Annotated in this window: 22 protein-coding genes; 14 read left to right on the top strand and 8 right to left on the bottom strand. The window is 53.9% G+C overall.

The genetic code is table 11. From position 1 onward, the window contains the following. The first annotated feature begins 6 nt into the window (after nt 1-6). The 5 genes from C4318_04425 to C4318_04405 all read left to right on the top strand — a co-directional run bounded on the left by C4318_04425 (nt 7) and on the right by C4318_04405 (nt 3,921). Nucleotides 7-957: a 2-phospho-L-lactate transferase gene (locus C4318_04425; GenBank protein MER3454388.1), complete on the top strand. Its 951-nt coding sequence runs from the start codon at nt 7-9 to the stop codon at nt 955-957. Between the two features lie 4 nt (nt 958-961). Further along, on the top strand, nt 962-1,684 hold the full coding sequence (gene cofE, locus C4318_04420; GenBank protein ID MER3454387.1) for a coenzyme F420-0:L-glutamate ligase: 723 nt from the start codon (nt 962-964) through the stop codon (nt 1,682-1,684). A 9-nt stretch (nt 1,685-1,693) separates the two neighbouring features. Then, entirely contained in the window at nt 1,694-2,308 is a 615-nt protein-coding gene (locus C4318_04415) for a nitroreductase (protein MER3454386.1), read from the top strand. A 75-nt stretch (nt 2,309-2,383) separates the two neighbouring features. Continuing rightward, nucleotides 2,384-2,656 carry a hypothetical protein gene (locus tag C4318_04410; protein ID MER3454385.1) on the top strand — a complete coding sequence of 91 codons (273 nt, stop codon included), beginning with the start codon at nt 2,384-2,386 and terminating at the stop codon, nt 2,654-2,656. Further along, nucleotides 2,653-3,921, top strand: a complete 1,269-nt coding sequence (locus tag C4318_04405) for a hypothetical protein (GenBank protein ID MER3454384.1) — start codon at nt 2,653-2,655, stop codon at nt 3,919-3,921. The genes C4318_04410 and C4318_04405 overlap by 4 nt, the downstream gene beginning before the upstream one ends. Here C4318_04405 and C4318_04400 read toward each other — a convergent pair. Both C4318_04400 and C4318_04395 read right to left on the bottom strand, forming a co-directional pair. Beyond that, nucleotides 3,918-4,850, bottom strand: a complete 933-nt coding sequence (locus C4318_04400) for a UDP-glucose 4-epimerase (protein MER3454383.1) — start codon at nt 4,848-4,850, stop codon at nt 3,918-3,920. The two genes, C4318_04405 and C4318_04400, sit on opposite strands and share 4 nt — an antisense overlap. Nucleotides 4,851-5,049: 199 nt before the next feature. Beyond that, on the bottom strand, nt 5,050-5,244 hold the full coding sequence (locus C4318_04395) for a hypothetical protein (protein MER3454382.1): 195 nt from the start codon (nt 5,242-5,244) through the stop codon (nt 5,050-5,052). A 147-nt stretch (nt 5,245-5,391) separates the two neighbouring features. Between C4318_04395 and msrA the strand changes: the two genes are divergently transcribed. Further along, nucleotides 5,392-5,865: a peptide-methionine (S)-S-oxide reductase gene (gene msrA, locus C4318_04390; GenBank protein MER3454381.1), complete on the top strand. Its 474-nt coding sequence runs from the start codon at nt 5,392-5,394 to the stop codon at nt 5,863-5,865. Between the two features lie 35 nt (nt 5,866-5,900). Here the strand turns inward: msrA and C4318_04385 are convergent, their stop codons facing one another. Next, nucleotides 5,901-7,007, bottom strand: coding sequence for a hypothetical protein (locus C4318_04385; GenBank protein ID MER3454380.1), 1,107 nt, complete (start codon nt 7,005-7,007; stop codon nt 5,901-5,903). 151 nt (nt 7,008-7,158) lie between these two features. Here C4318_04385 and C4318_04380 point away from each other — a divergent pair, with 151 nt between their 5' ends. Continuing rightward, nucleotides 7,159-8,865, top strand: coding sequence for a hypothetical protein (locus tag C4318_04380; protein ID MER3454379.1), 1,707 nt, complete (start codon nt 7,159-7,161; stop codon nt 8,863-8,865). A 73-nt stretch (nt 8,866-8,938) separates the two neighbouring features. Here C4318_04380 and C4318_04375 read toward each other — a convergent pair whose 3' ends face one another. From C4318_04375 to C4318_04365, 3 genes are read right to left on the bottom strand one after another with little or no spacing between them, the layout of a single operon-like run. Continuing rightward, nucleotides 8,939-9,607: a glycosyl transferase gene (locus C4318_04375; protein ID MER3454378.1), complete on the bottom strand. Its 669-nt coding sequence runs from the start codon at nt 9,605-9,607 to the stop codon at nt 8,939-8,941. Nucleotides 9,608-9,641: 34 nt separating this feature from the next. Next, nucleotides 9,642-10,601: an NAD-dependent dehydratase gene (locus C4318_04370; GenBank protein MER3454377.1), complete on the bottom strand. Its 960-nt coding sequence runs from the start codon at nt 10,599-10,601 to the stop codon at nt 9,642-9,644. Between the two features lie 39 nt (nt 10,602-10,640). Next, nucleotides 10,641-11,963: a UDP-glucose 6-dehydrogenase gene (locus C4318_04365; GenBank protein MER3454376.1), complete on the bottom strand. Its 1,323-nt coding sequence runs from the start codon at nt 11,961-11,963 to the stop codon at nt 10,641-10,643. Here C4318_04365 and C4318_04360 point away from each other — a divergent pair. The 3 genes from C4318_04360 to C4318_04350 are packed head-to-tail and all read left to right on the top strand — an operon-like array spanning nt 11,962 to nt 16,354. Further along, nucleotides 11,962-14,094 carry a hypothetical protein gene (locus tag C4318_04360; GenBank protein ID MER3454375.1) on the top strand — a complete coding sequence of 711 codons (2,133 nt, stop codon included), beginning with the start codon at nt 11,962-11,964 and terminating at the stop codon, nt 14,092-14,094. The two genes, C4318_04365 and C4318_04360, sit on opposite strands and share 2 nt — an antisense overlap. A gap of 8 nt (nt 14,095-14,102) precedes the next feature. Then, entirely contained in the window at nt 14,103-15,188 is a 1,086-nt protein-coding gene (locus C4318_04355) for a hypothetical protein (protein ID MER3454374.1), read from the top strand. Then, complete coding sequence (locus C4318_04350) at nt 15,185-16,354, top strand: hypothetical protein (GenBank protein ID MER3454373.1); 1,170 nt, start codon at nt 15,185-15,187, stop codon at nt 16,352-16,354. Before C4318_04355 ends, C4318_04350 begins: the two co-directional genes overlap by 4 nt. Nucleotides 16,355-16,413: 59 nt before the next feature. Here C4318_04350 and C4318_04345 read toward each other — a convergent pair whose 3' ends face one another. Both C4318_04345 and C4318_04340 read right to left on the bottom strand, forming a co-directional pair. Beyond that, on the bottom strand, nt 16,414-17,544 hold the full coding sequence (locus C4318_04345; GenBank protein MER3454372.1) for a hypothetical protein: 1,131 nt from the start codon (nt 17,542-17,544) through the stop codon (nt 16,414-16,416). Between the two features lie 12 nt (nt 17,545-17,556). Then, nucleotides 17,557-17,814 carry a hypothetical protein gene (locus tag C4318_04340; protein MER3454371.1) on the bottom strand — a complete coding sequence of 86 codons (258 nt, stop codon included), beginning with the start codon at nt 17,812-17,814 and terminating at the stop codon, nt 17,557-17,559. A 91-nt stretch (nt 17,815-17,905) separates the two neighbouring features. Here C4318_04340 and C4318_04335 point away from each other — a divergent pair, with 91 nt between their 5' ends. From C4318_04335 to C4318_04320, 4 genes are read left to right on the top strand one after another with little or no spacing between them, the layout of a single operon-like run. Next, the gene (locus C4318_04335; GenBank protein ID MER3454370.1) at nt 17,906-18,514 is read left to right on the top strand and encodes a hypothetical protein; all 609 of its coding nucleotides are present in this window, start codon (nt 17,906-17,908) and stop codon (nt 18,512-18,514) included. Nucleotides 18,515-18,529: 15 nt separating this feature from the next. After that, the gene (locus C4318_04330) at nt 18,530-20,374 is read left to right on the top strand and encodes a glycosyl transferase (protein ID MER3454369.1); all 1,845 of its coding nucleotides are present in this window, start codon (nt 18,530-18,532) and stop codon (nt 20,372-20,374) included. Beyond that, the gene (locus C4318_04325) at nt 20,371-21,285 is read left to right on the top strand and encodes a hypothetical protein (protein MER3454368.1); all 915 of its coding nucleotides are present in this window, start codon (nt 20,371-20,373) and stop codon (nt 21,283-21,285) included. Before C4318_04330 ends, C4318_04325 begins: the two co-directional genes overlap by 4 nt. Continuing rightward, nucleotides 21,285-22,508, top strand: coding sequence for an ABC transporter ATP-binding protein (locus tag C4318_04320; protein ID MER3454367.1), 1,224 nt, complete (start codon nt 21,285-21,287; stop codon nt 22,506-22,508). Before C4318_04325 ends, C4318_04320 begins: the two co-directional genes overlap by 1 nt. Nucleotides 22,509-22,515 lie beyond the last annotated feature (7 nt).

Here is a 22,515-nt window from a genome sequence, read left to right as displayed (position 1 = left end):
GGTCCTATGTTGGTTGCACTCGCAGGCGGCGTTGGCGCCGCCCGGTTTTTAAGAGGCTTAGTCGGGCTCTTAGACCAAAAGGATCTCACCGTTGTCGTAAACACCGCCGATGATATCCGTCTTTACGATCTATATATCAGCCCGGATCTAGATTCGGTAATTTACGGGCTAGCCGGAGCAAACGATCCAGAACGTGGATGGGGTATTCAAGGGGACACTTTCAGGTGCCTTGAGGCTCTAAAACGTTACACGGGCCCGACCTGGTTCCGCCTGGGTGACGTCGACCTCGCTACGCACCTGTACAGATCGTGGCGCATTAGATCGGGGGCTACCCTGAGCGAGGTGACTGCTGAGATCGCTCGGGCATGGGGGGTACGCTCGACGGTGATCCCAATGAGCGATCAAGAGGTCACGACCAGAGTAATAGTAGAGCAGCCAGGTAGTGGGCCACGTCTAGACCTACATTTTCAGGAGTACTTGGTCGAAAGGAGGGCCCAGGACCGGATAATCAGTGTGTATTACCACGGGGTGCAACAGGCAACTCCCGCTCCTGGTGTTATGGAGGCTATCCGCAACGCAAGTGGGATAATCGTGTGCCCCTCCAATCCCGTTGCCTCGATAGGCCCAATACTGGCAGTACCAGGGATCAGGGACGCCCTCAGAGACTTCCCCAACAAGATCGTCGCGGTCAGTCCTTTGATTCAAGGCCAGCCAGTTAGAGGCCCGGCTGACCGAATGATGGAAGCAGTCGGCCTCGAGGCGAGCTGTATTGGTGTTGCCGACGCATATCGAGACTTTATCCACGCGATAGTCATAGACTTCGTCGATCGCGAAGCGATCCCCGACATAGAAGCACTCGAGGTCGAACCCATACCGGCCCAGACGCTCATGCGAGGTGTGCCCCAGGCAAAAGCCCTCGCAAAGACCGTGCTCGAGGCAGTAGAAGCGGAGATGTAAAAAGTTGCAGACGTACACTTCGGCATCTCTCGAGATCATCCCAGTAAATGGGATTGGAGAGATTCGCCCCGGAGACCGGCTCGGAACTCTCATAGCATCTACATCCTCGGCGAACGGTTGTGATCTCCGTAACGGCGACATATTGGTAGTAACGCAAAAAGCGGTCTCGAAAGCTGAGGGACGGATCGTACGGGTCGAAAACGAGGCCGACCGCCACCGAGTCATCATGGAGCAATCGAGACGGGTCTTACGCAAGCGAGGCGACATGATCATCTCGGAAACTCACCACGGTTTCGTGTGTGCGAATGCTGGGGTCGACAACTCTAATGTCGAACGTGGCTACGTCAGCGTGCTGCCCAAAAACCCCGACGCCTCTGCCCACCGTATCAGAGAGGAAGTTTTCGATAGTTGTGGCGCCCGAGTGGCCGTAGTGATAAGCGACACGTTTGGTAGACCCTGGCGACGTGGCCAAACCAACGTGGCCATCGGTGTGGCGGGGATGAAACCGATGCTCGACTACCGTGGTAGTCTCGATACCTTCGGTCGCCGACTAGAAGCGACCGAGATTGCGATAGCAGATGAACTAGCCTGTGCCGCAGAGCTTGTGATGGGCAAATCAGCGGGAATCCCCGCAGCGATAGTTCGAGGGTTAGCGGGCGAATGCATCGCCGGGAACGGTGCCGCCAAAGAATTGCTGCGCCCCTACACGGAAGATCTTTTTCGCTAAAACTGGCAGATGGAAAAGGGATCGATCCGCGATGCAATTGCTTCCCGCCGCTCGATCCGGCGCTTTACAAAGGAACCAGTAGACGCCGGTGAATTAGTCAGCATCCTCCAGGTCGCCTTCTTCGCCCCGGCGCCACATCACACTATTCCATGGAGGTTTGCGGTAGTAGTCGACGAAGCAGCCAAACGCCGTCTCGCTGAATCTATGGCCGCACGATGGAGAGAGGACATGCGCCGAGACGGGATAGATCCGAAGCGTTCTTCGGTTCTTTCCGACAAGTCGATTCAGAAGTTAACGAATGCGCCTGCCCTCATCTTGGCTTGCCTGGTAACACAAGGACTGGACACCTATCCCGACCGACGACGCCAGGACGCAGAGTTGGGGATGGCTCTACTGAGCTTGGGTGCAGCGATTCAAAACATTATGCTCGCGGCCGCCGAAGCGGGGTATGGCTCATGCTGGATTGCCGCTCCCATCTTCGCCCCCGAAGAAGCGAGGGAATCTCTCCAACTTCCTTCAGAGTGGATTCCCCAAGCCCTATTGATAATTGGACGCCCCGATCCGTGCTACATACCGAGATCTCGTCCCGATCTTGACCTTGACAGCTTCGTGTCGGTGATCTAAGTGGGATCGGTCGGTCTGCACTCTCGCGGCAACTCAAAGAACACACGAAAAGGCCATCATTGTCTTCTATCGGTTATGCCTTGGTTACGGGAACTATGGGTTTGTTGGGGAGTCGAAGGAACTGCCAAAAAGTTAGCATCCTCGAGACTGGCAAAGCTCGCCGAGCAGATACGGGGAATCCATGAGCTTATGGGTATCGGGGATTTGTCAATGCCAAAGGGAGACATCGTCGAATACGTCGTGGATATCTCGACGACCAAAGAGTTGCTTGGTTGCTATCCGCGTGTCTCACTCGCCGACGGGCTGGCCCTCACCTTCGAGGCGTCGGGGTTGTCCGTAAAGCCGTGAAAACACCCCGGGTCCACTTCCACACTGACAACGATGCGTTCGCAGGGTGTGAACAAATGCTCGTAGTGCTAGTAGGCGAGGCAGTTCGCACCAGAGAAATTCGTCCGTCGCTGAGTTTCCGGGCAAGTGAGAGGTACAACTCCGGTCTCGCCGAGAGAATGCCATACGACATCGACCGTGTCGGCCTAGCGCTTCCCGATCCAGAAGGCCTCGCCAAGTGGACAAAAGCCAAGTTTCCCACGAGGTCAGGTAAGCCCATACGAGGACTAGTTCGCCTGATCATGTTCACCCTACCCATTCGCCAACTCATCCAAATCTACGACGTCGCTGTTCTCACGAAGCTTTTTTCCAAGCTCAGACCCGACATCGTCCACATCAACAACGGGGGATTTCCAGGCGCGGCCTCCTGCACAGCTGCCGCTATAGCAGCAGGCATCGCGGGGGTGGACTGCGTCGTCTATGTCGTCAACAGCCAAGCACACGGATATACCACGTTGCAACGCTGGTACGAATTTCCACTAGAGAGACTGTGCACTCGATTCGTGACTCGCTTCGTTACGGCTTCCAAAGCCGCCGCATCAAGACTCGCAGAGGTGCTCCGGTTACCTCCCGGCAAGGCGGTGGCTATTCCGAACGGCATTGCCGAGAGGGCAGCCGACGAGTCCCCAGCCCAGACCCGAGTACGCCTCGGCGTAGAGCCCGACCATGTTTTGATCCTTTGCGTTGGATCACTCGAAAAGGGAAAGGGGCATCGCTACGCAATCGAAGCTTTTTCCAGACTTTGCATGACTAACCCGGAGATCAAAACCACGCTTCTCATCGTAGGAATAGGGCCGGAGCAACAACACCTCGAGCGCCTGATAGATGAGATCGCGCCGCCTGGGCGGGCACGAATACTTCCACTCGAACGGAACATCTGGAACCTATACGCCGCGTCAGACATCGTGGTCCTCCCGTCGATTTTGTACGAAGACTTCCCTAACGTCGTCCTCGAAGCCATGGCTAACTCCAAGCCTGTCATTGCTTCGGCGATATCAGGCATTCCCGAACAGGTAATTGACGGGGAGACCGGCCTTCTGGTTCCCCCGCGGGATGTCGACGCGCTCCAAAAAGCGATGGAGCGCCTAACCAGGTCCAAAGAGCTACGCGAGCGCCTTGGTAAGGCAGGAAAACAGCGATTTGAAGCGGAGTTCACGGCTTCGAAAGCAGCGCGCCGGTATTTTGACCTTTACCGAGAGTTGTTGGAAACCACAGCAGGTGATTAACGACTCCGCAACCATTCGATAGTCTTGGCGAGACCCGCCGTTAAAGAGGTAGCAGGAGCCCAACCGAGTACCTCTTTTGCCCTGGAAGGATCGAGGGCGATGTGCATGAGCTCTCCTGTACGCTTCGGTGCAAAATAGGGCTCCTTGTCATAGTCCGTTAGACGAGCAATCTCAGCGAAAAGATCCAGTATCCTGGTTTGCTTTCCCGTTCCGATGTTTAAAACTTCTGCCTCGCCGTGGTCGATAGCTAGGATGAAAGCATCTACGACATCGTCTACGTAGACGAAGTCTCGAGTTTGGGTTCCATCTCCATAAAGCGTCGCTTGTTCATCGGCGAGCATGACTCCGCCCAGTATTGCGACTACTCCAGCTTCTCCGAAAGGATCCTGTCTGGGTCCGTACACGTTAGCGAGCGCCAAGCTAACACCGGACAGCTTTTGAACTTTGGAATAATAGTAGAGGTAGTCGTGGCCAGCCTTCTTTGCGATACCGTATGGACTCAGTGGAACTTGGGGATGGCTCTCTGTTACCGGAATTTCCTCGGGCTCCCCATAAATCGTCCCCCCCGAAGAGGCAAAGACGAACCGCCTGCAACCTGCCTTGGTAGCTGCATCCAGACAAGCGATCGTGCCTAGAATATTGGTTCTCGCATCAGCTAGGGGATCTCTTACCGACACCCGAACATCGGCCTGGGCTGCAAGATGAAACACGACCTCGCAGCCGAAATCTGTCATCAGGCGGTGTAAATCCAAATCCAAAATATCGGCTCTTTCCAGCCTGCACCTACCTGACGCCAGGGCTGATTCAAGATTGGATTCTTTACCTGTTGAAAGATTGTCGACGACCAAAACATCCCATCCATTGGAGACCAAACGATCCACGAGGTTGGATCCGATGAATCCCGCTCCCCCGGTTACTACTGCTTTCATCTCACCGCCTTGCAATGCGACAAATCCCACCCCGACAAAGACAGAGTTTCAGATTTCAGGCTGCCAGGGTCAGAGGAATAGGGTACAGAGTTACACGGCCACCTAGCCGCATTTGTAATAATGTTCTACAGTAGATAGAAGGAGAGAAGTTCCTAGCTATGGCCCAAAAAGGGTGCACACCAATGAACTCTTCGCTGAATTACGCATACTCGATAGATTCGGCTTCTCGAAAGAAGAGTGCCATCTTCAGGTGGGCAGTATCGTGTGCCGCAGCAGCGGGCGCTCTAGCTATCACAGGCTCTGCATGGGCCGCATCAGGGCCGAATGGGCTTTTGGGACAAGCAGCCACAAACTCCTGTCCTTGCCCTGCAGGCACGAGCTTTCTTACGAGCACCGCAGGGTATGCGGTTAGGTGGCTGCTGATAATCGCCTTCTTCGTTCTTTCGGCAGTGGCTTCCTTCGCCCTCGGCCGCAGCCGCAAACGGGCCGAGCAGACGTAGCCGCTTTACCAGAGTTGCACGAAGAGATCGTCCATCCTGGAATAGCCGATTTTGCTGCAGGCTGCTTTTGGCACGTCGAAGAGGCCTTTCGCTCTTTAGAGGGAGTCATTGACACCGAGGTGGGCTATGAGGGGGGCCACAAAGAGAACCCCACTTACGAAGAGGTGTGCTCCCACACTACTGGCCACGCAGAGACAGTAAGGGTTTACTATGACCCCTCCAGAATCTCCTACGAGGATCTCCTGGAGGTGTTTTGGAGAATTCACGATCCCACTCAGCTAAACCGGCAAGGGCCCGACGTGGGCGATAACTACCGGTCGGCCATCTTTTACCATGACGAAGCCCAGCGGCAAGCTGCGGAGCGCTCCAAGAAGAAACTCGAAGAAGAGGGCCGCTACGACAAGCCAATCGTGACCCAGATAGCGCAAGCGAGCCAATTTTGGCGAGCGGAAGACTACCATCAAAAGTACTTCGCTAAGCGGGGAATCAAAGAAACTTACTGCGGACCCGAATGATCATAAAACCGTTACGAGGAAGCCAAGAGTTGTCGTCAGAACTTGATCGCCGAGTCTTCAACCTCGACGCCCGGCCAGACTCTCATTCCCCTACGGAGCTCGTTTCCCGATCCCACTAATGCACCAGCTCCTATAACCGCGAATTCGGAAACCAGGCAGTCCGAGGCTATCTCTGCTCTCTCCCCCAATATTGAATCCTCCACCACACTATTCCTCCCCACGGAGTTTCCACCCAGCAATACCGACCTGGTTATCTGAGACGGTCCCTCGATCCGACTATCTGGACCAATCGAGACAGGCCCCTTTATCGAAACCTCCGATTCGACTCTTACCCCATCTCCTATAACTACTGGCCCCACTACCTCAGCATCAGGAGAAATGTAGGCTTCACCTAGGAAGTAGAGTCCGTCCGATTCGGTCCCGGGAGGCTGGACATGCAATCGTCCTGACATCAGATCGTTGTGGGCCTGCAAGTACTTGGCTGGAGTCCCCACATCCAGCCAGTAAGAAGAGCTCTTGTACCCCACGACCAGCACACCGTCTTCGAGAAGTTTCGGAAACAGCTCTCGCTCAAAAGAGTAAGGAACCCCTTCGGGAATCAAAGCCAAGATGTCGCGCTCTATGACGTATATTCCTCCGTTTACGAAATTGGTAGGCGCTTCCTCAAGCGAGGGTTTTTCGATGAAGTCGAGCACCTCCCCCGTCTCTGCGGTGGGCACCACTCCATACTCCCGGGGGTCCTCCACCTCTGTGAGGTAGATCGTCACACTAGCCCCCGTAGATTCGTGGGTTCGGATTAGGTCTGATAGATCAACAGAGGTAAGAACATCTCCATTGAACACGATGAAGGTTGAGTCCAGGAGAGCCTCGCAGTTCTTCGCTCCACCAGCGGTTCCCAGAGGATCGGTTTCGTGTACATAGGAAATCTTGACGTCTTCTACACGATCGCCAACAACTGTCTCGAAAAGTTGCGGCTTGTAGCCGGTCGACAAAATCAATTCCTCTATGCCTGCGGTCTTGCACCGCTCGACCGTGTACCAAATGAGGGGTCGCTGGCATAGTGGTAATAGCGGTTTTGGTGTAGTGAAGGTCAGCGGCCGCATGCGGGTACCTTGACCGCCTACGAGAGCTACTGCTTTCATCTAACCATCTCCAGAAGCGAACGACTCGAACGGTGTAACCTAATGAGGTCTGTGAAAGCCTGGGCCTTGCCTTGGTGCGCAAGTTGCGCCACGCCATCGGGTAACCTCAAGAATATCTCACCTGTTTCTAAGGTATCCGGTAGAGCCTGCTTTGCTCCATCCGCCACTTGAAATCGAGCCCAAAGAGAGCGCCTTGTTATCGGAAGCGCCTAGACAAGTTGGGGGGGTGACACCACTGCCCGCTGGCGAGCGACCGCATTTCAAACAGATGCCTTTGGTTGCGTCGGTCGGAATGGTCTTGCTGGCTATCGTCTCGATCGCCATACGGCTAGAGATGTGGAGCCACGCGGTCATCTATCCTTACGACGCCTATTACTACATGGGTACCGCCCGAAGCTTAGCTTTGGGTGCAGGATATGTGTGGCGAGGACAGCCGCACACCCGCTTTTTGCCTGGATATCCCCTGACCATAACTCCCTTCGTAAGCAGCGCAGGCCCCGAACTGGGGGGGGTTCTAGCAGCAACCTTAGCGTGGGCGCTCTTGGGGATGCTTTGCTACTACATCGCATCCCGCGTCGGCGGATGGATGGCAGGACTGGCGGCTGGAATTATCGTCTTGTTTCATCCCCTCGCCATTGAATGGACTACAGTTCCTATGGCAGAAGGAGTTTTCACTCTCGCAGCTTATGGGGCACTGGCTCTAATGCTCGAGGCCTTGAGAGATAAAAATGCCAAGGCACTTTTTTTTGCAGCGCTCCCTGGTGGATTCGCTCTCATTACTCGCAACGAGGGGCTGGTACTCGTACCGCTGTACTTGGCATGTTCACTTTGGATTCTTTACCACAGACTAAAACGTTTTTCGCAGACCAGCAGTTTTAGCAATGTTTATGAAAGAAAAGTCGGCGGAAGAGCCGTATCTGCAGGATTAGCACTTTTACTGATTCCCTACAGTGGATGGCTATTTTGGTCCCTTAAACAAACTTCTTCTCAAATTTCCTATGCTTCCGAGCTTGCTGCAAATCTGAAACCGGGCCTTGGGAACGTTATCTCCGGATTGTTCTATTACTCTTGGCATGGCTATCGGTCGTTGTTTATAACGCTTTTAGGATATTTGGGTTTCCTTTTACTCATATGGAAAGCCCCATATGTCGTTGCATTACTAGGGTCCTGGATTGCTTCCATGACAGTTATCCACGCAGCTTGGTACTTTCGATATGATCGCTTTGCGCTTGCCTCGGTCCCTGCCTTAGGTATAGCCGCAGGTGCTGCCATTGGAGCCGTTGGATCATTAGGCGCTAGAAATGTAACCGCTCGATCAGTGGCGACATTCAGGAGGGAATACCTGCTTTTGGGGCTGGCCCTCACAGTGGCGGGGCTGGGAGCCGTTTCTATAAGAGATGGCAAAAACCTCGCCCTCCTCCACTTTGCACTGCTGGAACGCGGGGGTGGTCAGGCGATCATTACTGCCTCCAGGGTCGGTGGTCATCTAAACGGCAACTTGGCGTCGAATGCCGGCGCATTAGCAGAGTTTTACTCTGAAAGGCAAGTGGTGGACATCGTGCCCCCGTTGTCTAGCGAGGATCTAGCAGCGCTCGATCCTCGAGAACGACCTTGCCGGGCAATGTTGGCATGCTTCGATCCAGACAAGATTGGTGCTGGGACTCCTGAAGAGCGGTTTGAGGCACTCAAGACACGAGGAGTAAGGTACTTAATCATTCAAATCGACAACCAAGAGCCGGCCGAGGTATTGAAAGCACTCCGATTACCACAGGACCGATTTCACATAAGAGCTCTTGTCATAATCCAAAGATCCTTGGAACGCAGTACCGCGAAAGCAGCAATCTTTCGCCTGGAGTAAACTGATCTAAAGTAATAACAAACAATTAATAACAGAAAGCCTTCGCCTTCTAGTTATTCAAAGAGAGTCATACTCATCCGAAGCCGAGCCTCACCTTCAGTAACATCCACAATGCAGTTATCCCGTCTCTCCAATTAATCTTTTTACCCTCGTGGAACTCGCGTCCCGTATATGAAATGGGAACTTCATATATTCGAATTCCACGTTTTAGGATTTTGGCGGTCACCTCCGGCTCGAACTCAAATCTTTTGGCCGTTAGATCCAAACTCCGTAGCAGATCGGTTGGGATCAGCTTGTAACAAGTTTCCATATCGGAAAGAGTGGAGTTGTACAAGATGTTGGTTAGCAATGAGAGGAGACGGTTGCCCACCCAATGCCAGAAAAGCATATTTTTGCGTTCACCAGTAAACCGCGATCCATATACCACTGTCGCCTTTCCCGATTCTACCGGTGCTAGAAGCTTGTCCCAGTCCGCCGGGTCGTACTCTAGGTCTGCATCCTGAATGAGCACATAATCCCCGGTGGCTTCCCCAATTCCTCGCCGTACCGCCACCCCTTTGCCGGAGTTTTTCGGCAACAGTATGGCCTTTACCGTAGAATCAGCGAGACTTCTGGCAATGTCGGCACTCCCATCGGTGGAGCCATCGTCTACTATGATTATTTCCCTGTCGTAGTCCAAAGCCACAGTCCGACACCGGCGTACGACCTCGGCCAGGGTCGGTCTTTCGTTGTACACGGGTATGACTACGCTCAGCTTCGATATCTTCCGCTCGCCTTCACCCACTTAGGCCTTCTCCGATCTCTTGTCTGTACCAAGCTATGGTTTTCGACAATCCTTCTCTAAGCCGCACCCGAGGACTCCAACCCAGAACTCTTTTCGCCAGAGCAATGTCCGGCCGACGCTGTTTGGGATCGTCCGGTGGCAGTGGTGCGAAATGGATCCCGCCAGCCTCTGGAACCATTTCCCTCACAAGCTCGGCCAGCTCAAGAACTGTAAACTCTTCGGCGCTACCAAGATTCATGGGACCTATGTGCTCGGAGCTTGCGAGGCGCAGTAATCCCTCGACCATGTCGTCTATGTAGCAAAACGATCTCGTCTGCGAGCCGTCTCCGTACACTGTGAGAGGTTCTCCTCGAATTGCTTGGACAACCATGTTCGACACCACCCGGCCGTCGTCCGGACGCATGCGGGGCCCGTATGTGTTGAAAATTCGTGCAATCTTGACATCAAGGCCTTTTTCTCTGTGATAGGCCATGGCTAACGCTTCCCCAAAACGCTTAGCCTCGTCATAGACCGAGCGCGGACCTACCGGATTTACATTGCCCCAGTAGGATTCGGGCTGAGGATTTACCTCGGGATCGCCGTACACCTCACTAGTAGAAGCCAACAAGAACCGCGCGTCCGCTATTCGAGCGGCTTCGAGCATGTTCCAAGTACCTTTCGAGCCTGCTGCTAAAGTCTCAAACGGCAGCGACATATACGAGACGGGACTCTTTCCCGGACTCGCTGGACTGGCAAGATGGAGAACCCACTCGACTCCCTCCAAGAGCCCGGGCTCGATAGGATTGCACACATCTGCTTCTAAAAAGGTGAACCTCTCACTTTCATCCAGCTCCAAAACGTTTTTGCGACGACCAGTGAGCAAGTTATCGATGCAAATCACTTTCGACCCGATCTCTAGCAAACGCCTTACCAAATGCGACCCGATAAATCCCGAGCCCCCAGAGATCAGCACAGCCGAGGGTGGTTTTCCCTCCCATTGCCTTTCGCTCACTTAGCGCCCAACCCCCTTATAGGTAAAGCCGAGGCGGACGAGGGCGGCCGGATCCAGAATGTTGCGGGCGTCCACTATTGCGGGCTTTTTCATGGTTTTGGCGATGGCTGCGTAATCTAGCCACCGATACTCCTCCCATTCAGTAAGAATCGCGAGGCAGTCTGCACCCTCGGCCGCACTGTATGCATCAGATGCAATCGCCAGGTCAGGTAGGGCTTTGGAAGCGTTGCGCGCGGCCCTAGGGTCAGTGCCGACCACTTCGGCACCTGAGTTCAGCAATAGCTTCGCTATCTCTATAGCGGGCGAGTATCGGACGTCGTCGGTGTTGGCCTTGAAGGCCAGACCTAGGAGTGCGATCCGCTTCCCTTCGGTACCACCCGCCATATCGACGATTCGTCGAAACACCCGCTGGAGTTGTTCTTCGTTTATCATCAGAGTCGCTTCTAAAAGTGGGAAGTTGACGCCCATCTGCCTCGCTACGGACAAAAGCGCCTGCGTATCCTTTGGAAAGCAAGATCCCCCAAACCCCGGACCGGGCTTTAAAAACGAGAACCCAATTCGTGTGTCGTATCCCATCCCTAAAGTCACCTCTTTCACATCTGCCCCGCATGCATCGGCTAACTCCGCTAGGGCATTTACAAATGAAAGGCGCATCGCCAAATAAGCGTTGGACGCGTATTTGATAAGCTCGGCACTGGCAGGGTCGGTTATCAGAACCGGCGCATTTAGTGGCTTGTATAGCTCGGATACTCTAACTGCCGCCTCCGTATCCGACGATCCCACCACGATACGGTCTGGGTGCATGAAGTCGTACACGGCCGTACCCTCGCGCAAAAACTCGGGGTTAGAGACGAAGTGAACCTCCGCGGCTCCGGCATCTTCACATATTTTCCTTACCCGCTCAGTGGAGCCAACTGGCATCGTTGACTTGTTTACAACCACCGTCCTCGGAGAAAGGACGGGTCCAACTTGGCGAGCCGCTTCTTCGACGAAGCTCATGTCCGGAGATCCATCAGGTTTCGGGGGCGTCTGTACGCACACGAAGACGAATTCGGCGCCGGTCGCTGCTTCGGCTGCATTGTCTGTAAAGGAGAGCATCCCCGACGATACTCCTTTGGAGATGAGCTCCCCCAGCCCTGGCTCGTAGATCGGGCACTCTCCCCGCTTCAGCATCGCCAGCTTGGAATGGTCAGACTCTGCGCATGTAACTTTCTGACCCAGTTCGACAAAGCATGCCGCGGTGACGAGGCCTACGTAGCCTGCGCCTATTATCGCCAGATTTGAAGGTCGTATTTTGGCGGCCAAGCAATCGTCCTTATCTATGATCGTCGCGATCTATGATCATCGAGTGCCTCCCAAACCTGAGAGCACTCCTGAGCCGGCTCGGAAGCCCATGTCTGTCACTGCAGTTGTCGTAAATTACAACACCAAAGCGCTTTTGGCGCGCTGCCTAGAATCCATCGCTCGATGGGAAGAGGTGGTAGTCGTAGACAACGCCTCCACCGACGGCAGCGCCTCTATGGTTGCCGAGCGCTTTCCCCAAGTCAAAGTAGTGCGCAACCGTAGGAACGTCGGCTTCGGAGCTGGCGCCAATGCTGGAGTAGCCCAGGCATCGGGAGAAATAGCACTGGTACTTAACCCTGATACATGGGTCAGCGCAACGGCAAAAAGGGTGCTCGAAGAGTTTTTCGAAATACACCCCGACGCAGGGATTGCTGGCTGCGGCCTTTTGGACGCTGAAGGAAGAGTGCTCGTCTCGGCCCGGCGTTTCTACACGCTTCAGACTATGCTCGCTCGAAGAATAGCCCCAGGGTCCGCCCGTGTTCGGGAGTTCGAAGCCGTGGAAGCAGGCTATCAATCTCCAAGACAAGCAGATTGGGTAACCGGCACTGGCATGGCCATTAGACGGCGCGCTTTCGAGGAGATAGGAGGATTTGACGACCGTTTTTTTCTTTACTTCGAAGACGTCGACATCTGTGCTAGGGCTTGGCTTGCAGGGTGGGAGGTTTGGTATGTGCCTAACGCACGCGTTTTCCACGAAGAACAACGAGCCAGTGCTCGCTCGCCAGTAGCTCTCGGACGTCATCTTCGGTCGTGGGCACTGTTTTCCAGAAAATGGAAAAGTCTTTCTAAGCCAGCTTTTGCAGCTCCAGCCGTCGAGTCAGTTCCGGAATCTAAGCCCGATGGTCCCCGCATGAACATCGCAATCACTGCGTCTGGCTCGCCCATCAGCCAAGCACCAAGTATCGACGCGAACGAGCACCGATCCTCCCAGACCACATGCTCACCTCAACCCTACCCCTCCACTAATAACCGTCCTATTAGAGCGGTCATTGAAGCTCGCTGCCTGTTGGGCCACCTTACAGGTGTAGGAAGATCGCTTGAGTCACTTCTTACGCAAATGGCAGGGCGAGATGAGATTGAGGTGGTGTTGCTAGCAACCTCCGCTAGGCGGACGAGGGAGATCCACAAATACAGGTTCTACGCAAAAACCCGAGCTGTACGGGTATCCGCGCGCATGATTGATGTCTTGTGGAACACCACCGGCATTGTCCCCATAGAAGCGCTTGCCGGTAGATCCGATGTCGTCCACGGACCCAATTTCGTAATTCCCTCGTCGCTGAGTGCGGCACGCGTGCTTACTGTCCACGACCTCGGTTTCGTCCGTCATCCAGAGCTTCATTCGCCAAGCCAAATAAAGCTTGCCCGCACGGCTAGGTCAGCCGTTGCAAAGGCGCATCGCATAATCGCCGTTTCCGAGTTCACCAAGGCCGAGATTTGCTCGGTCTTCGATATCGATCCAGCGAAAATAGACGTCATCTACCACGGAGTGCGATCGCTACCAGATGACGGTCCATCCCTGCCGGATAGTTTCCCGAAAGAGTTCATTTTGTTTGCGGGTACGTTCGAGCTCCGCAAGGGCGCCGCAGTGCTCCTCTCTGCTTACCGCATAGCTCGGGAGAAAGAGCCCTCTATTCCTCCTCTCGTGATCGCCGGAGATATCGGGTTAGGGGGTGCCGACGCGCTCGAGCGGGCATTTTCGGCGGGGCTCGATCTGGCATCGGTAAAGCTTGTACGTAGTGCTCCCGATACCCAGCTCGCCCACCTCTATCGCAATGCATCTTTGTTCGTGTTTCCCTCCCTTTACGAGGGCTTCGGCATGCCCCCTCTAGAGGCTATGGCCCACGGCGTCCCTACGGTGGCCACCGCCCTATCGTCACTCCCAGAGATACTTGGTGATGGAGCATTGCTTGTCGAGTCACCCACGGACACTCATTGCGGCCAAGAGCTAGCTGAGGCGGTAGCTCAAGCGGTTCTCAATGTCTTGTACGACGAAGAGCTTCGTAAATCCCTGTCCGAGCGAGGCCGAGCCCGCGCCTCCAGGTTTAGCTGGGCAAGGGCAGCCGATATGGTGATCGCCACCTACAAGCGGGCAATAGCCGAGTCTCGCTGATCGAATCGATGTACCGATTCACGGTTGCACTTACCCAAGACCGGCTCGGCTCTCCGACTCCCGGAGGAATTGGCCGGTACGCATCGGAGCTTCGCTCAGCCCTCGCTAAATTGCTGGGTCGAGAACCGACAACAATAAAGCCCCCGATTTTTTTCGGCACAACGGCGCCACGCCTTGCCTCGTGGCAGTTCCTACGATTGCCGCCAATGAGCTGCCGTGCTGACGTGGTACACGCCACGAGTCTTGCGATTCCACCCACCTCCAAACCATTGGTGGTAACAGTTCACGACCTCATCTTCGAAAAATGGCCCAGCGCGTTTACGCGATGGGGACTGGCATTCCACAAGAGGGGACTCAGAGTTGCAGAAAAAGAAGCGGCAGTAGTAATTACTCCTACTCGTGCGGTAGCGGAGGAATTGTGCGCACAACACCCCGCCTTCGAGGGAAGAGTGGTTGCCATATACCATGGCGTCCCCTCGTTTTGCGCTACAGAATCGGCGGACGAAGTCCCAGAGAAAGTGAGGGCTACAAACCGGCCATTCCCTCTAGACGAATACTTTTTATGGGTGGGCACAATTGAGCCACGAAAGAACCTTTACCGTCTTGTCCAAGCATTCGCACTTCTAGCCCCCTCGTACCCTCGCCTATCCCTGGTGCTTGCTGGGAAGTTGGGCTGGAAGGTCCGAAGGGAGGCCCTCCTTCAGCGAGTTCCAGCTCGTAAAGGCCGCGAACGGGTTGTCTTTTTTGACGATCCCGACGACTCCGAACTGCGGCTCCTGTATCAGAACTGTTTGGCTTTCGTGTTTCCCTCTCTAGACGAGGGATTCGGATTTCCACTCCTAGAGGCAATGGCCCTTGGCGCACCCATTGTGGCTTCCGACATCCCGCCGATACGGGAGGTAGTAGCGAAAGCCGCGGTTCTTGTCGATCCAAAGCGCGTAGGCAACCTCGCGGAGGCTATGGACGCCTTGGTCAGGGACCGAAGCCTAGCCCATTGCTTGCAAGAAGCGGGGAGTGAAAGGGCAAAGGAATTCAGCTGGGAACGATCAGCGAAACTGCACTTGGAGGCATACCAAAAGGCAGTGAGTCGATGAGCCGCCGTAGCTCTTTGCGAGTGGCCTTGGATCTCACACCCCTACCTTCGGCCAAGGCCGGCGTGGGCCGATATGCCCTGGGCCTGCTCAAGGGATTGCTAAAAGCCATCGAAGACGGCCGGGTTCAACTCGTTTGTATAGTGACACCTCGAGATGTCGAAGAAGTGCTAGCTCAAGCGCCCGGAGCAGAGATCATCGAGGCTGGGCCGTTTCTACTGGGTAGAGCGGGGCGGATCGCGTGGGAGCAAACAGTTTTGCCCGCTCTCTTGAAAAAATGTCGAGCGGATCTATTTCACGGCATCCATTACACAGTCGCCTTAAGGTCGCGCCTCCCTCAAACCGTCGTATTCCACGACCCAACCTTCTGGACGAATCCCGCCGTTCACACCCGCCTCAAAGTTGCCTACTTCCGCCGCATGGCTTGGCTGGCCTCGAAACGAGTCCGACTCGTATTTACGGTGTCCAATTGGTCGAAGAACACTCTCTGTGCGGTATTGCGGTTGCCTCCTGAAAAAGTTCGAGTTACCTACCACGGCGTTGACGAAAGCCTTCTCGAACGAGCGTCGCAAGAGGAAATTCAGAGGTTCCGTGACAGCATCGCAGCGTCCGACGCCAAACTCATAGCTTTTATAGGCACAATCGAGCCGCGGAAAAACATTCCGAGGCTTGCAATGGCAGTCGAATTACTGCGGGAGCGAATTAAAGACCAATCGGTTTTGCTCGCTGTAGCAGGGCAGCGTGGATGGATGACAAACGAAAGTGAAAAATGGTTGGAACGCGGAGAGAGGCAGGGGTGGATACGCCGACTCGGCTACGTCGATGAAGCGCAAAAGCGCCTCCTGCTGCAGTCTGCAGATGCATTCGTCTATCCCAGCCTGGCAGAGGGATTCGGCATTCCCATTGTGGAAGCTTTTGCATCCGGCACGCCTGTTGTTACATCCAATAGGGGCGCCACTGCCGAGATCGCGAACGGCGCAGCCGTCTTGATCAATCCCTACGACGTTGTCGAGATGACTCGCGCAATGGAAAAAATTTTGTGCGACCCTGCTAAGGCCGAGCGCCTAAGGGAGTTAGGTGCCGCGAGGGCATCGGAGTTCACGTGGGAGAAAACGGCTCAGAGCACAATGGAGGGCTGGCTAGCAGCGCTAAGCACACAAGGGGATTGACGAAGCCGGGCTCTGGCACGGTCTCGGTTCGCTCGGCCAGCTCAGTCCTCGTTGTGTATTCATATCTCGATCGACCACGCTAAAAACTCGCGGAAAGAAGCTGATATGGCTTCTGGATCGCACACCTGTCTGGCTCGATTCATCCCCGCCCAAGAGAGCTGCTCGTACAAGTCTCGTGTCTGGATAATCTCCATGATGAGCGCAGCGAAGACCGCCACGTCGTCCTCTGCGACGAGCACGCCTCCCGATCCCACTGTCTCAAGCACAGCCCCTCTCATCAGTGCAATAATGGGCAAACCTCTCTGCATCGCCTCCACTGCGGGAACCAAAAAGCCTTCGTGTCGGGAGAACGACACGAACAGCGTTGCATCCCCATACCGCCGATCCAGTTGACGCGGAGAGAGTAACCCCAAGAAAGGATCTTTTCCAAGATCGAGACGCTCAAAGAGGTGTGCCAGGTAACGCCGGTACAAAGGGATGTGTACTCCTCCGGCCAAGGCGAGATTGCACACCACGCCTTCTCGCTCAAGCAGAGCCGTCAGCCTCAATAACTGATCCTGAGCCTTGTTCGGCGTTATCCGACCCACGAACAATATCTCGAGAGGCTCTCGAGGAGAACCTATGCGCGCAGAAAGTCTCCTAGGGCTCTCAACAGGCTTAGAGAGGGGAGGCACAGGGTATAAAACTCGGGCGATTTTCCGGAAGCCCAACTGAGACAGTTCGCGACAGGAGAACTCGGAAGGCGCGGCCGCTGCCACCGCTATGTCGCTCAAAAACTGCAGCTGAGATCTAGCCCTATCCAATCTTCTGGCCACAGCGGGATCGTAAGGAGCAAAAAACAGGGAAGGCGTAAGGTTGTGATAGTACACGACAACTTTTTCCTTGCGAGTCTCCAGCCACGGGACTATCTCCGAGTCGGTGGAGACATGGTAAATAATTACGTCTTCTGGCCTGGAAAGTTCAAGGTCCTCGAAGTGTATGGCCTTTGATGCGAGGCAGCGATGGATCCCCTCCGCGACGATTTTGCCTGGTCGAAACCGGCGTGAGTCCTCCCTCGAACTCACGAACGTGCTGCGACCCGAGAAGCGGGCTCCCGCTTTCCCGTCCAGAATGCGCTCGAATCTGAGTGCTGCCTCCGAGACTGCGTCGTATGGAACAAAAGAGGCGACCGCCTGGTGGACCAAGGGCATCTTTGGGCTTTTCTATCGCTGGTTCGTATCTATCGAGTCGAGTCTTCGCTCGAGCTCGGCTACTCGGTCTGCAAGTTCAGCAAAACCAGCAGCAGCCGCGTCGCAGAACTCTCGTATAGCAGCCAACTCGTCTCTCAGCCTCAAAAACCTCCCTAAGACCGGTATCTTCGCTGCTATTCCTCCGGTTTTCAGCGAATGCCGTTTTCTCCAAGATCCAGGTTTCAACTCGTCAAGATGATCTGCGCGGCGTAGCAGGTCTTCTTCGGGCACGACATCCTCTACTCGATCGAGCTGCAACGTTTGCGGTCTGAGGAAATACGCCCTGAGCCTAGCCCGGGCGAGAATGCCTCCCCAAGCATTGATGGCGGCTCGCGTCGAGCGTCGCTCAGTTGGTATCATGCCAACGCGGTACGGTTTCACGGCGGACTGGGTTATGAGAGGCGTAAATCAAGTTTCCGACTTCCTCGAGGAAATAGGCGAGATTCTCGAACACGAACCGAATTTTACCGAACGGGACCCGGTGTATCTGTTAGATCCAACTGGCACAGAGTTTGGAATTGAGATGGCACTCTCTGTACCTCAAGTTCCTCGCTTGCACCAAGAGTCAGTGTTCGAGCATTCGCCAATTAAAGACCCAGTCATGTTCCTCCGCCGCCTCGTCAATAGGACAGTGTCGCTTCGCGTCAACCCCTTGGTCGACCAAATCAACGAGTCGATTGCAGTGAGCACAGGAGCTCTAGCCGAAAGCTTACGCCGTATCGCCCGTTCTCATCGCCATCTCGAAGCAAGAGTGGCAGCATTGGCTCGGGAGCGTCACTCTCTAGCTGGCTCTGCCGGCGACAGAATAACAGCATTGGAGCAGAAAGTCAGACTTCTAGAGCTGAGCGTAGTGGCCCTTGAAGACGCCATCAACGAACTGGAAATGAAGGTGAAAACGCAGTCATCCACAGAAGAACGGCCCTTGAGCTGAGATGGTTTTTACCAGATGATGCTTCCTCCAGAACCCCTCTCTCCAACCGTTTCTGTGGTCATAGTAACCTGGAATGCCATAGGACACACCAAAACCTGCATCGAGTCGCTGTTCGAAAAAACTGCCTACGCCGATTTCGACGTCATCGTCGTCGACAACGGCTCGACAGACGACACTCTGGAGTACCTGCGAAGTATCGCGGGGATCACCTTGGTGGAATGTGGCGAGAATCTTGGATTTGCCAAAGGAGCCAACATAGGTATAGCTCACTCCAAGCCAGACTCCGACGTGGTCGTCGTCAACAACGACATAAAGATCACGGATCCCGATTGGATCGGAAAACTGCGCAGAGCGGCGTACTCAGATTCAAACGTCGCCGTAGTCGGATGCAGGCTGGTATTTCCGGACGGGAAGCTGAACCATACTGGGTCCTTCGTCCGGCCTTATGAGATGCTCGGCGAAAACGAATCTGGGCTCGAAGACGACATTGGGCAGTGCACAAAAAATCGGAAAGTCGAAGCAGTAATCGGAGCTGTCCTCTATATGAAAAGAGCAGCGATAGAAGTGCTAGGAGCGTTCGACGAGGCTTACTTCGCCTACTTCGAAGACACCGACTTGTGTTACAGAGCCCGCAAGAAAGGCTTCGAGATACTTTACTGTGGCGAGCTGACTCTTGAGCATGCAGGGAGTGCTTCTCTCAAAGAGAATCGTTATGACTTCAACGAAATGTACATGGCCTCTCGAAAAGTTTTCACAGCACGCTGGCGAGAAGAAATCCTCGACTCCAGAGAACTTTCTGTGGTCTGGTCTTCCACACTGCACCTCCCTGTGGGATATGCGACCGCAACTCGAAACATAATAAAGAAGCTTTGGGCCGAGGGTGTCTACGTCAACTATCACAGCCTTTACTCCGATCATTCAGAACCGAACACCGGGGATCCGCTACTGGACGATGTCAGGAGAATCCCACGCCGGGCGGGATCGCTTTGGGTAGCAGCAGGTCCCGCAGATCTGTGGAAGCGAGTCCCATCGGAGTTTAGGGTGGGCTACACAATGTTAGAAGTTGACGGTATCCCCCGAGAATGGGTCGATGCCGCTAACCGAGCTGTAGAGGTCTGGGTACCTTCTCAGTTCAACGTGGAGACATTTGAATCTTCAGGGGTCAAGCGTCCGATCCACAAGATACCTCTCGGTGTCGACACCGATTACTTTCACCCCGCTATCACGCCATACAAAAAGTTTCAGCGTTTTACGTTCTTATCTCTATTCGAGTGGGGCGAGAGAAAAGGTCCCGAGATTTTGATAAAAGCCTTCACCGAAGAGTTTTCTCTCTCCGACGACGTCGTGCTGGTAATCGCTTGTACCAATTGGGATCCGGCTGTAAACATTCGAGCCTCTATCGAAAGGCTCAAGCTTCGGAAGAAAAGGGCTCCGATAATCGTCTACGTAAATCCCCAACTTGAAGGGTACCAGATGGGCACTCTTTATAGGGCAGCCGACGTATTCGTTTTACCTACTAAAGGGGAAGGATTCGGGCTACCTATCCTGGAAGCAATGGCCTGTGGAGTCCCGCCAATAGCAACAAATTGGTCGGGACATACCGAGTTTTTTGACGAGTCTGTGGGATACCCCATTGAGGTTCAATGTATGGAGTCCGCCGTTGCGAAGTGCCCATACTACGAGGGTTTCAGATGGGCTCTCCCCAACCTGGAGCACCTGAGAGCTCTCATGCGTCGAGCCGTAACCAATCAAGACGAGCTCCGACAAAAAGCCGCTGCAGCAGCCGAACGGGCGCAACGATACGATTGGCGGATCACCGCCGGTCTAATCAAAGAACGACTGAAGGCGCTGTCACTATGAGCTTGGAAACCGTACCGAATACGTCGCCTTCAATATCCACCCAAGCAAGCGTCGTATTACCCGATCCTCCAGCCGAAGAGCCCCCCAGGCGTGGCCTTCCCCCTGGCCGCGGTGTACTTCCCGCTGTAAAAGAGGTCATCACGCACCGCCAGATTCTTTCAAACTTTGTAAGAAGAGACTTTGCCGCACAACATCGCAATTCGTTTTTAGGGTTTCTTTGGTCTCTACTTAATCCGTTATTTTTAGTGGCTGTATTCACTCTCGTGTTCAAGGTATTGCGCGCTGCACCTCAAGGCAAAGAGGGAGCACCCTTTGCCCTTTTCTTCTTTACCGGTCTGACAATCTGGAATTTGTTTTCTAACTCTGTCCAAGCCTCTACAAACTCCATAGTATCCTCCCGCCATCTCATCCAAAAAGTTTACTTTCCACGTGAAATTCTTCCGTTATCGATAGTGCTCTCCAACGCAATTACCTTTCTCTTCGAATCGATTGTCCTCGTCGCTGGTGTATCCATTTTCTACAAGCTACCGGGGCTCAAAGCACCCCTCGCCGCACTGCCGGTGGTAACCATCATGATTCTCGCATATGGAGTGGGTCTAATTCTGGCTACCATCAATGTCTATTTTAGAGACGTTGAGCATTTTGTCTCCATCATTATGCTTGCATGGTTTTGGTTTTCCGGTGTCATAGTTGATCCCAGTTGGGTGAAAGCTCATGGAACCACTTCATACTTCTTGTTCTCCCTAAATCCAGTGGTGGGTTTAGTTGACAGTTTTAGAAGGCTGCTTTTATACAATGCGTGGCCCGACTGGACTTTGTTCGGGTATTCAGTGGCAGTTTCAGTTTCGTCCCTTATCCTGGGAATGCTCATTTTCAATAGATTCGAACGTGCATTTGCGGAGTTGGTGTGATGGCAATTACTACCGCGAGTGCGCCTGTTCAAGTACACCACGTTTGGAAGTGGTTTCGGTTATATCAGCAAAGAGCACACACTTTGAAGGAAACACTTTTAGCGAGAAGATCGCAGTTTGAGGAATTTTGGGCTTTAAAAGATGTGTCATTTCAGGTTGATAAAGGTGAGATGCTGGGGATTATCGGACCGAATGGTTCTGGCAAGTCTACGTTACTGAAGTGTATAGCACGGATAATTTCTCCGAATTACGGAGAAATTCATGTCAATGGCTCTTTGTCGTCATTGCTAGAGCTTGGAACGGGTTTTCACCCGGAGTTATCAGGGCGGGAGAATGTATATTTGGCGGGATCAATTCTTGGGCTATCAAAGGCCGAAATTGACAGGAAGTTTTCAGATATTGTTGAGTTTTCCGGGTTGGATGAGTTTATTGACACGCCGCTGAAAAATTATTCCTCTGGTATGACTGCTCGACTTGCGTTTTCAGTCGCAATTAGCATTGAGCCGGAAGTTTTGCTTCTTGACGAGGTGTTAGCTGTCGGGGACGAAGCCTTTCAATTAAAGTGCTACGACTATATATCTGGTCTTAGGCGTGCAGGAAAGACGATTGTATTTGTCAGCCATTCACTTACCTCGGTTCGACGATTGTGTTCGAAGGTGCTGTGGTTAGAAAAAGGAGTAGTGCGCGCATATGGGGATGCGGATGAGGTAGTGAGTCTATACCAGAACGCTGTGCGCAGAGCACAAACAGAGGGTATGGGAGTATCGGGATCGGAGAGCCGCTGGGGAAACCAAAAGATAAGAATTCGGGCTTTTGAAATTTTGGATCTTGATGGATCGGTCAGATCTTCCGTTCGCACCGGGGATCAAGTTATCTTTAGGCTAGCCTACGAGTCCGACGTTGATGCTGGGAAGGTAGTGCCTACGGTTCGTATTTATTCAGCCGAAACAGGGGCATGCGTAACCGGCGTCAACTCCCTTACCAACCAGACGCCGCAGACCTTTGAGATATCTCCCGGCAAAGGATATCTGGAGTTTCGTTGCCCTAATTTGTCACTGTGGAGAGGTCGCTACGTAGTGAGCGTGGCTCTGGGAGACGATCTCGGGGCAACGACGTACGACTGGCGAGAGAAAGCCTTCGAGTTTAGAGTGGTGCCGGGAGAGTTCGACCAGGGAGACGGGGTGTTCTATTTACACGGGATCTGGAGCCACGAAGCAATTTAAGCCAAAT

It is taken from the genome of Acidimicrobiia bacterium, from assembly GCA_040289475.1.
Lineage (GTDB): Bacteria > Actinomycetota > Acidimicrobiia > ATN3 > PSLF01 > PSLF01.
The sequence above is the reverse complement of the archived record's forward strand: the minus strand, read 5'-3'. Positions and strand labels throughout refer to the sequence as shown.

Coding starts and splice junctions, on each gene's coding strand:
- C4318_04335 (MER3454370.1), top strand. CDS start 17,906: ATGGCGGCTCGCGTCGAGCGTCGCTCAGTTGGTATCATGCCAACGCGG.
- C4318_04425 (MER3454388.1), top strand. CDS start 7: ATGTTGGTTGCACTCGCAGGCGGCGTTGGCGCCGCCCGGTTTTTAAGA.
- C4318_04415 (MER3454386.1), top strand. CDS start 1,694: ATGGAAAAGGGATCGATCCGCGATGCAATTGCTTCCCGCCGCTCGATC.
- C4318_04330 (MER3454369.1), top strand. CDS start 18,530: ATGATGCTTCCTCCAGAACCCCTCTCTCCAACCGTTTCTGTGGTCATA.
- C4318_04325 (MER3454368.1), top strand. CDS start 20,371: ATGAGCTTGGAAACCGTACCGAATACGTCGCCTTCAATATCCACCCAA.
- C4318_04400 (MER3454383.1), bottom strand. CDS start 4,850: ATGAAAGCAGTAGTAACCGGGGGAGCGGGATTCATCGGATCCAACCTC.
- C4318_04345 (MER3454372.1), bottom strand. CDS start 17,544: ATGCCCTTGGTCCACCAGGCGGTCGCCTCTTTTGTTCCATACGACGCA.
- C4318_04355 (MER3454374.1), top strand. CDS start 14,103: ATGTACCGATTCACGGTTGCACTTACCCAAGACCGGCTCGGCTCTCCG.
- C4318_04385 (MER3454380.1), bottom strand. CDS start 7,007: ATGAAAGCAGTAGCTCTCGTAGGCGGTCAAGGTACCCGCATGCGGCCG.
- C4318_04350 (MER3454373.1), top strand. CDS start 15,185: ATGAGCCGCCGTAGCTCTTTGCGAGTGGCCTTGGATCTCACACCCCTA.
- C4318_04410 (MER3454385.1), top strand. CDS start 2,384: ATGCCTTGGTTACGGGAACTATGGGTTTGTTGGGGAGTCGAAGGAACT.
- C4318_04320 (MER3454367.1), top strand. CDS start 21,285: ATGGCAATTACTACCGCGAGTGCGCCTGTTCAAGTACACCACGTTTGG.
- C4318_04360 (MER3454375.1), top strand. CDS start 11,962: ATGATCGTCGCGATCTATGATCATCGAGTGCCTCCCAAACCTGAGAGC.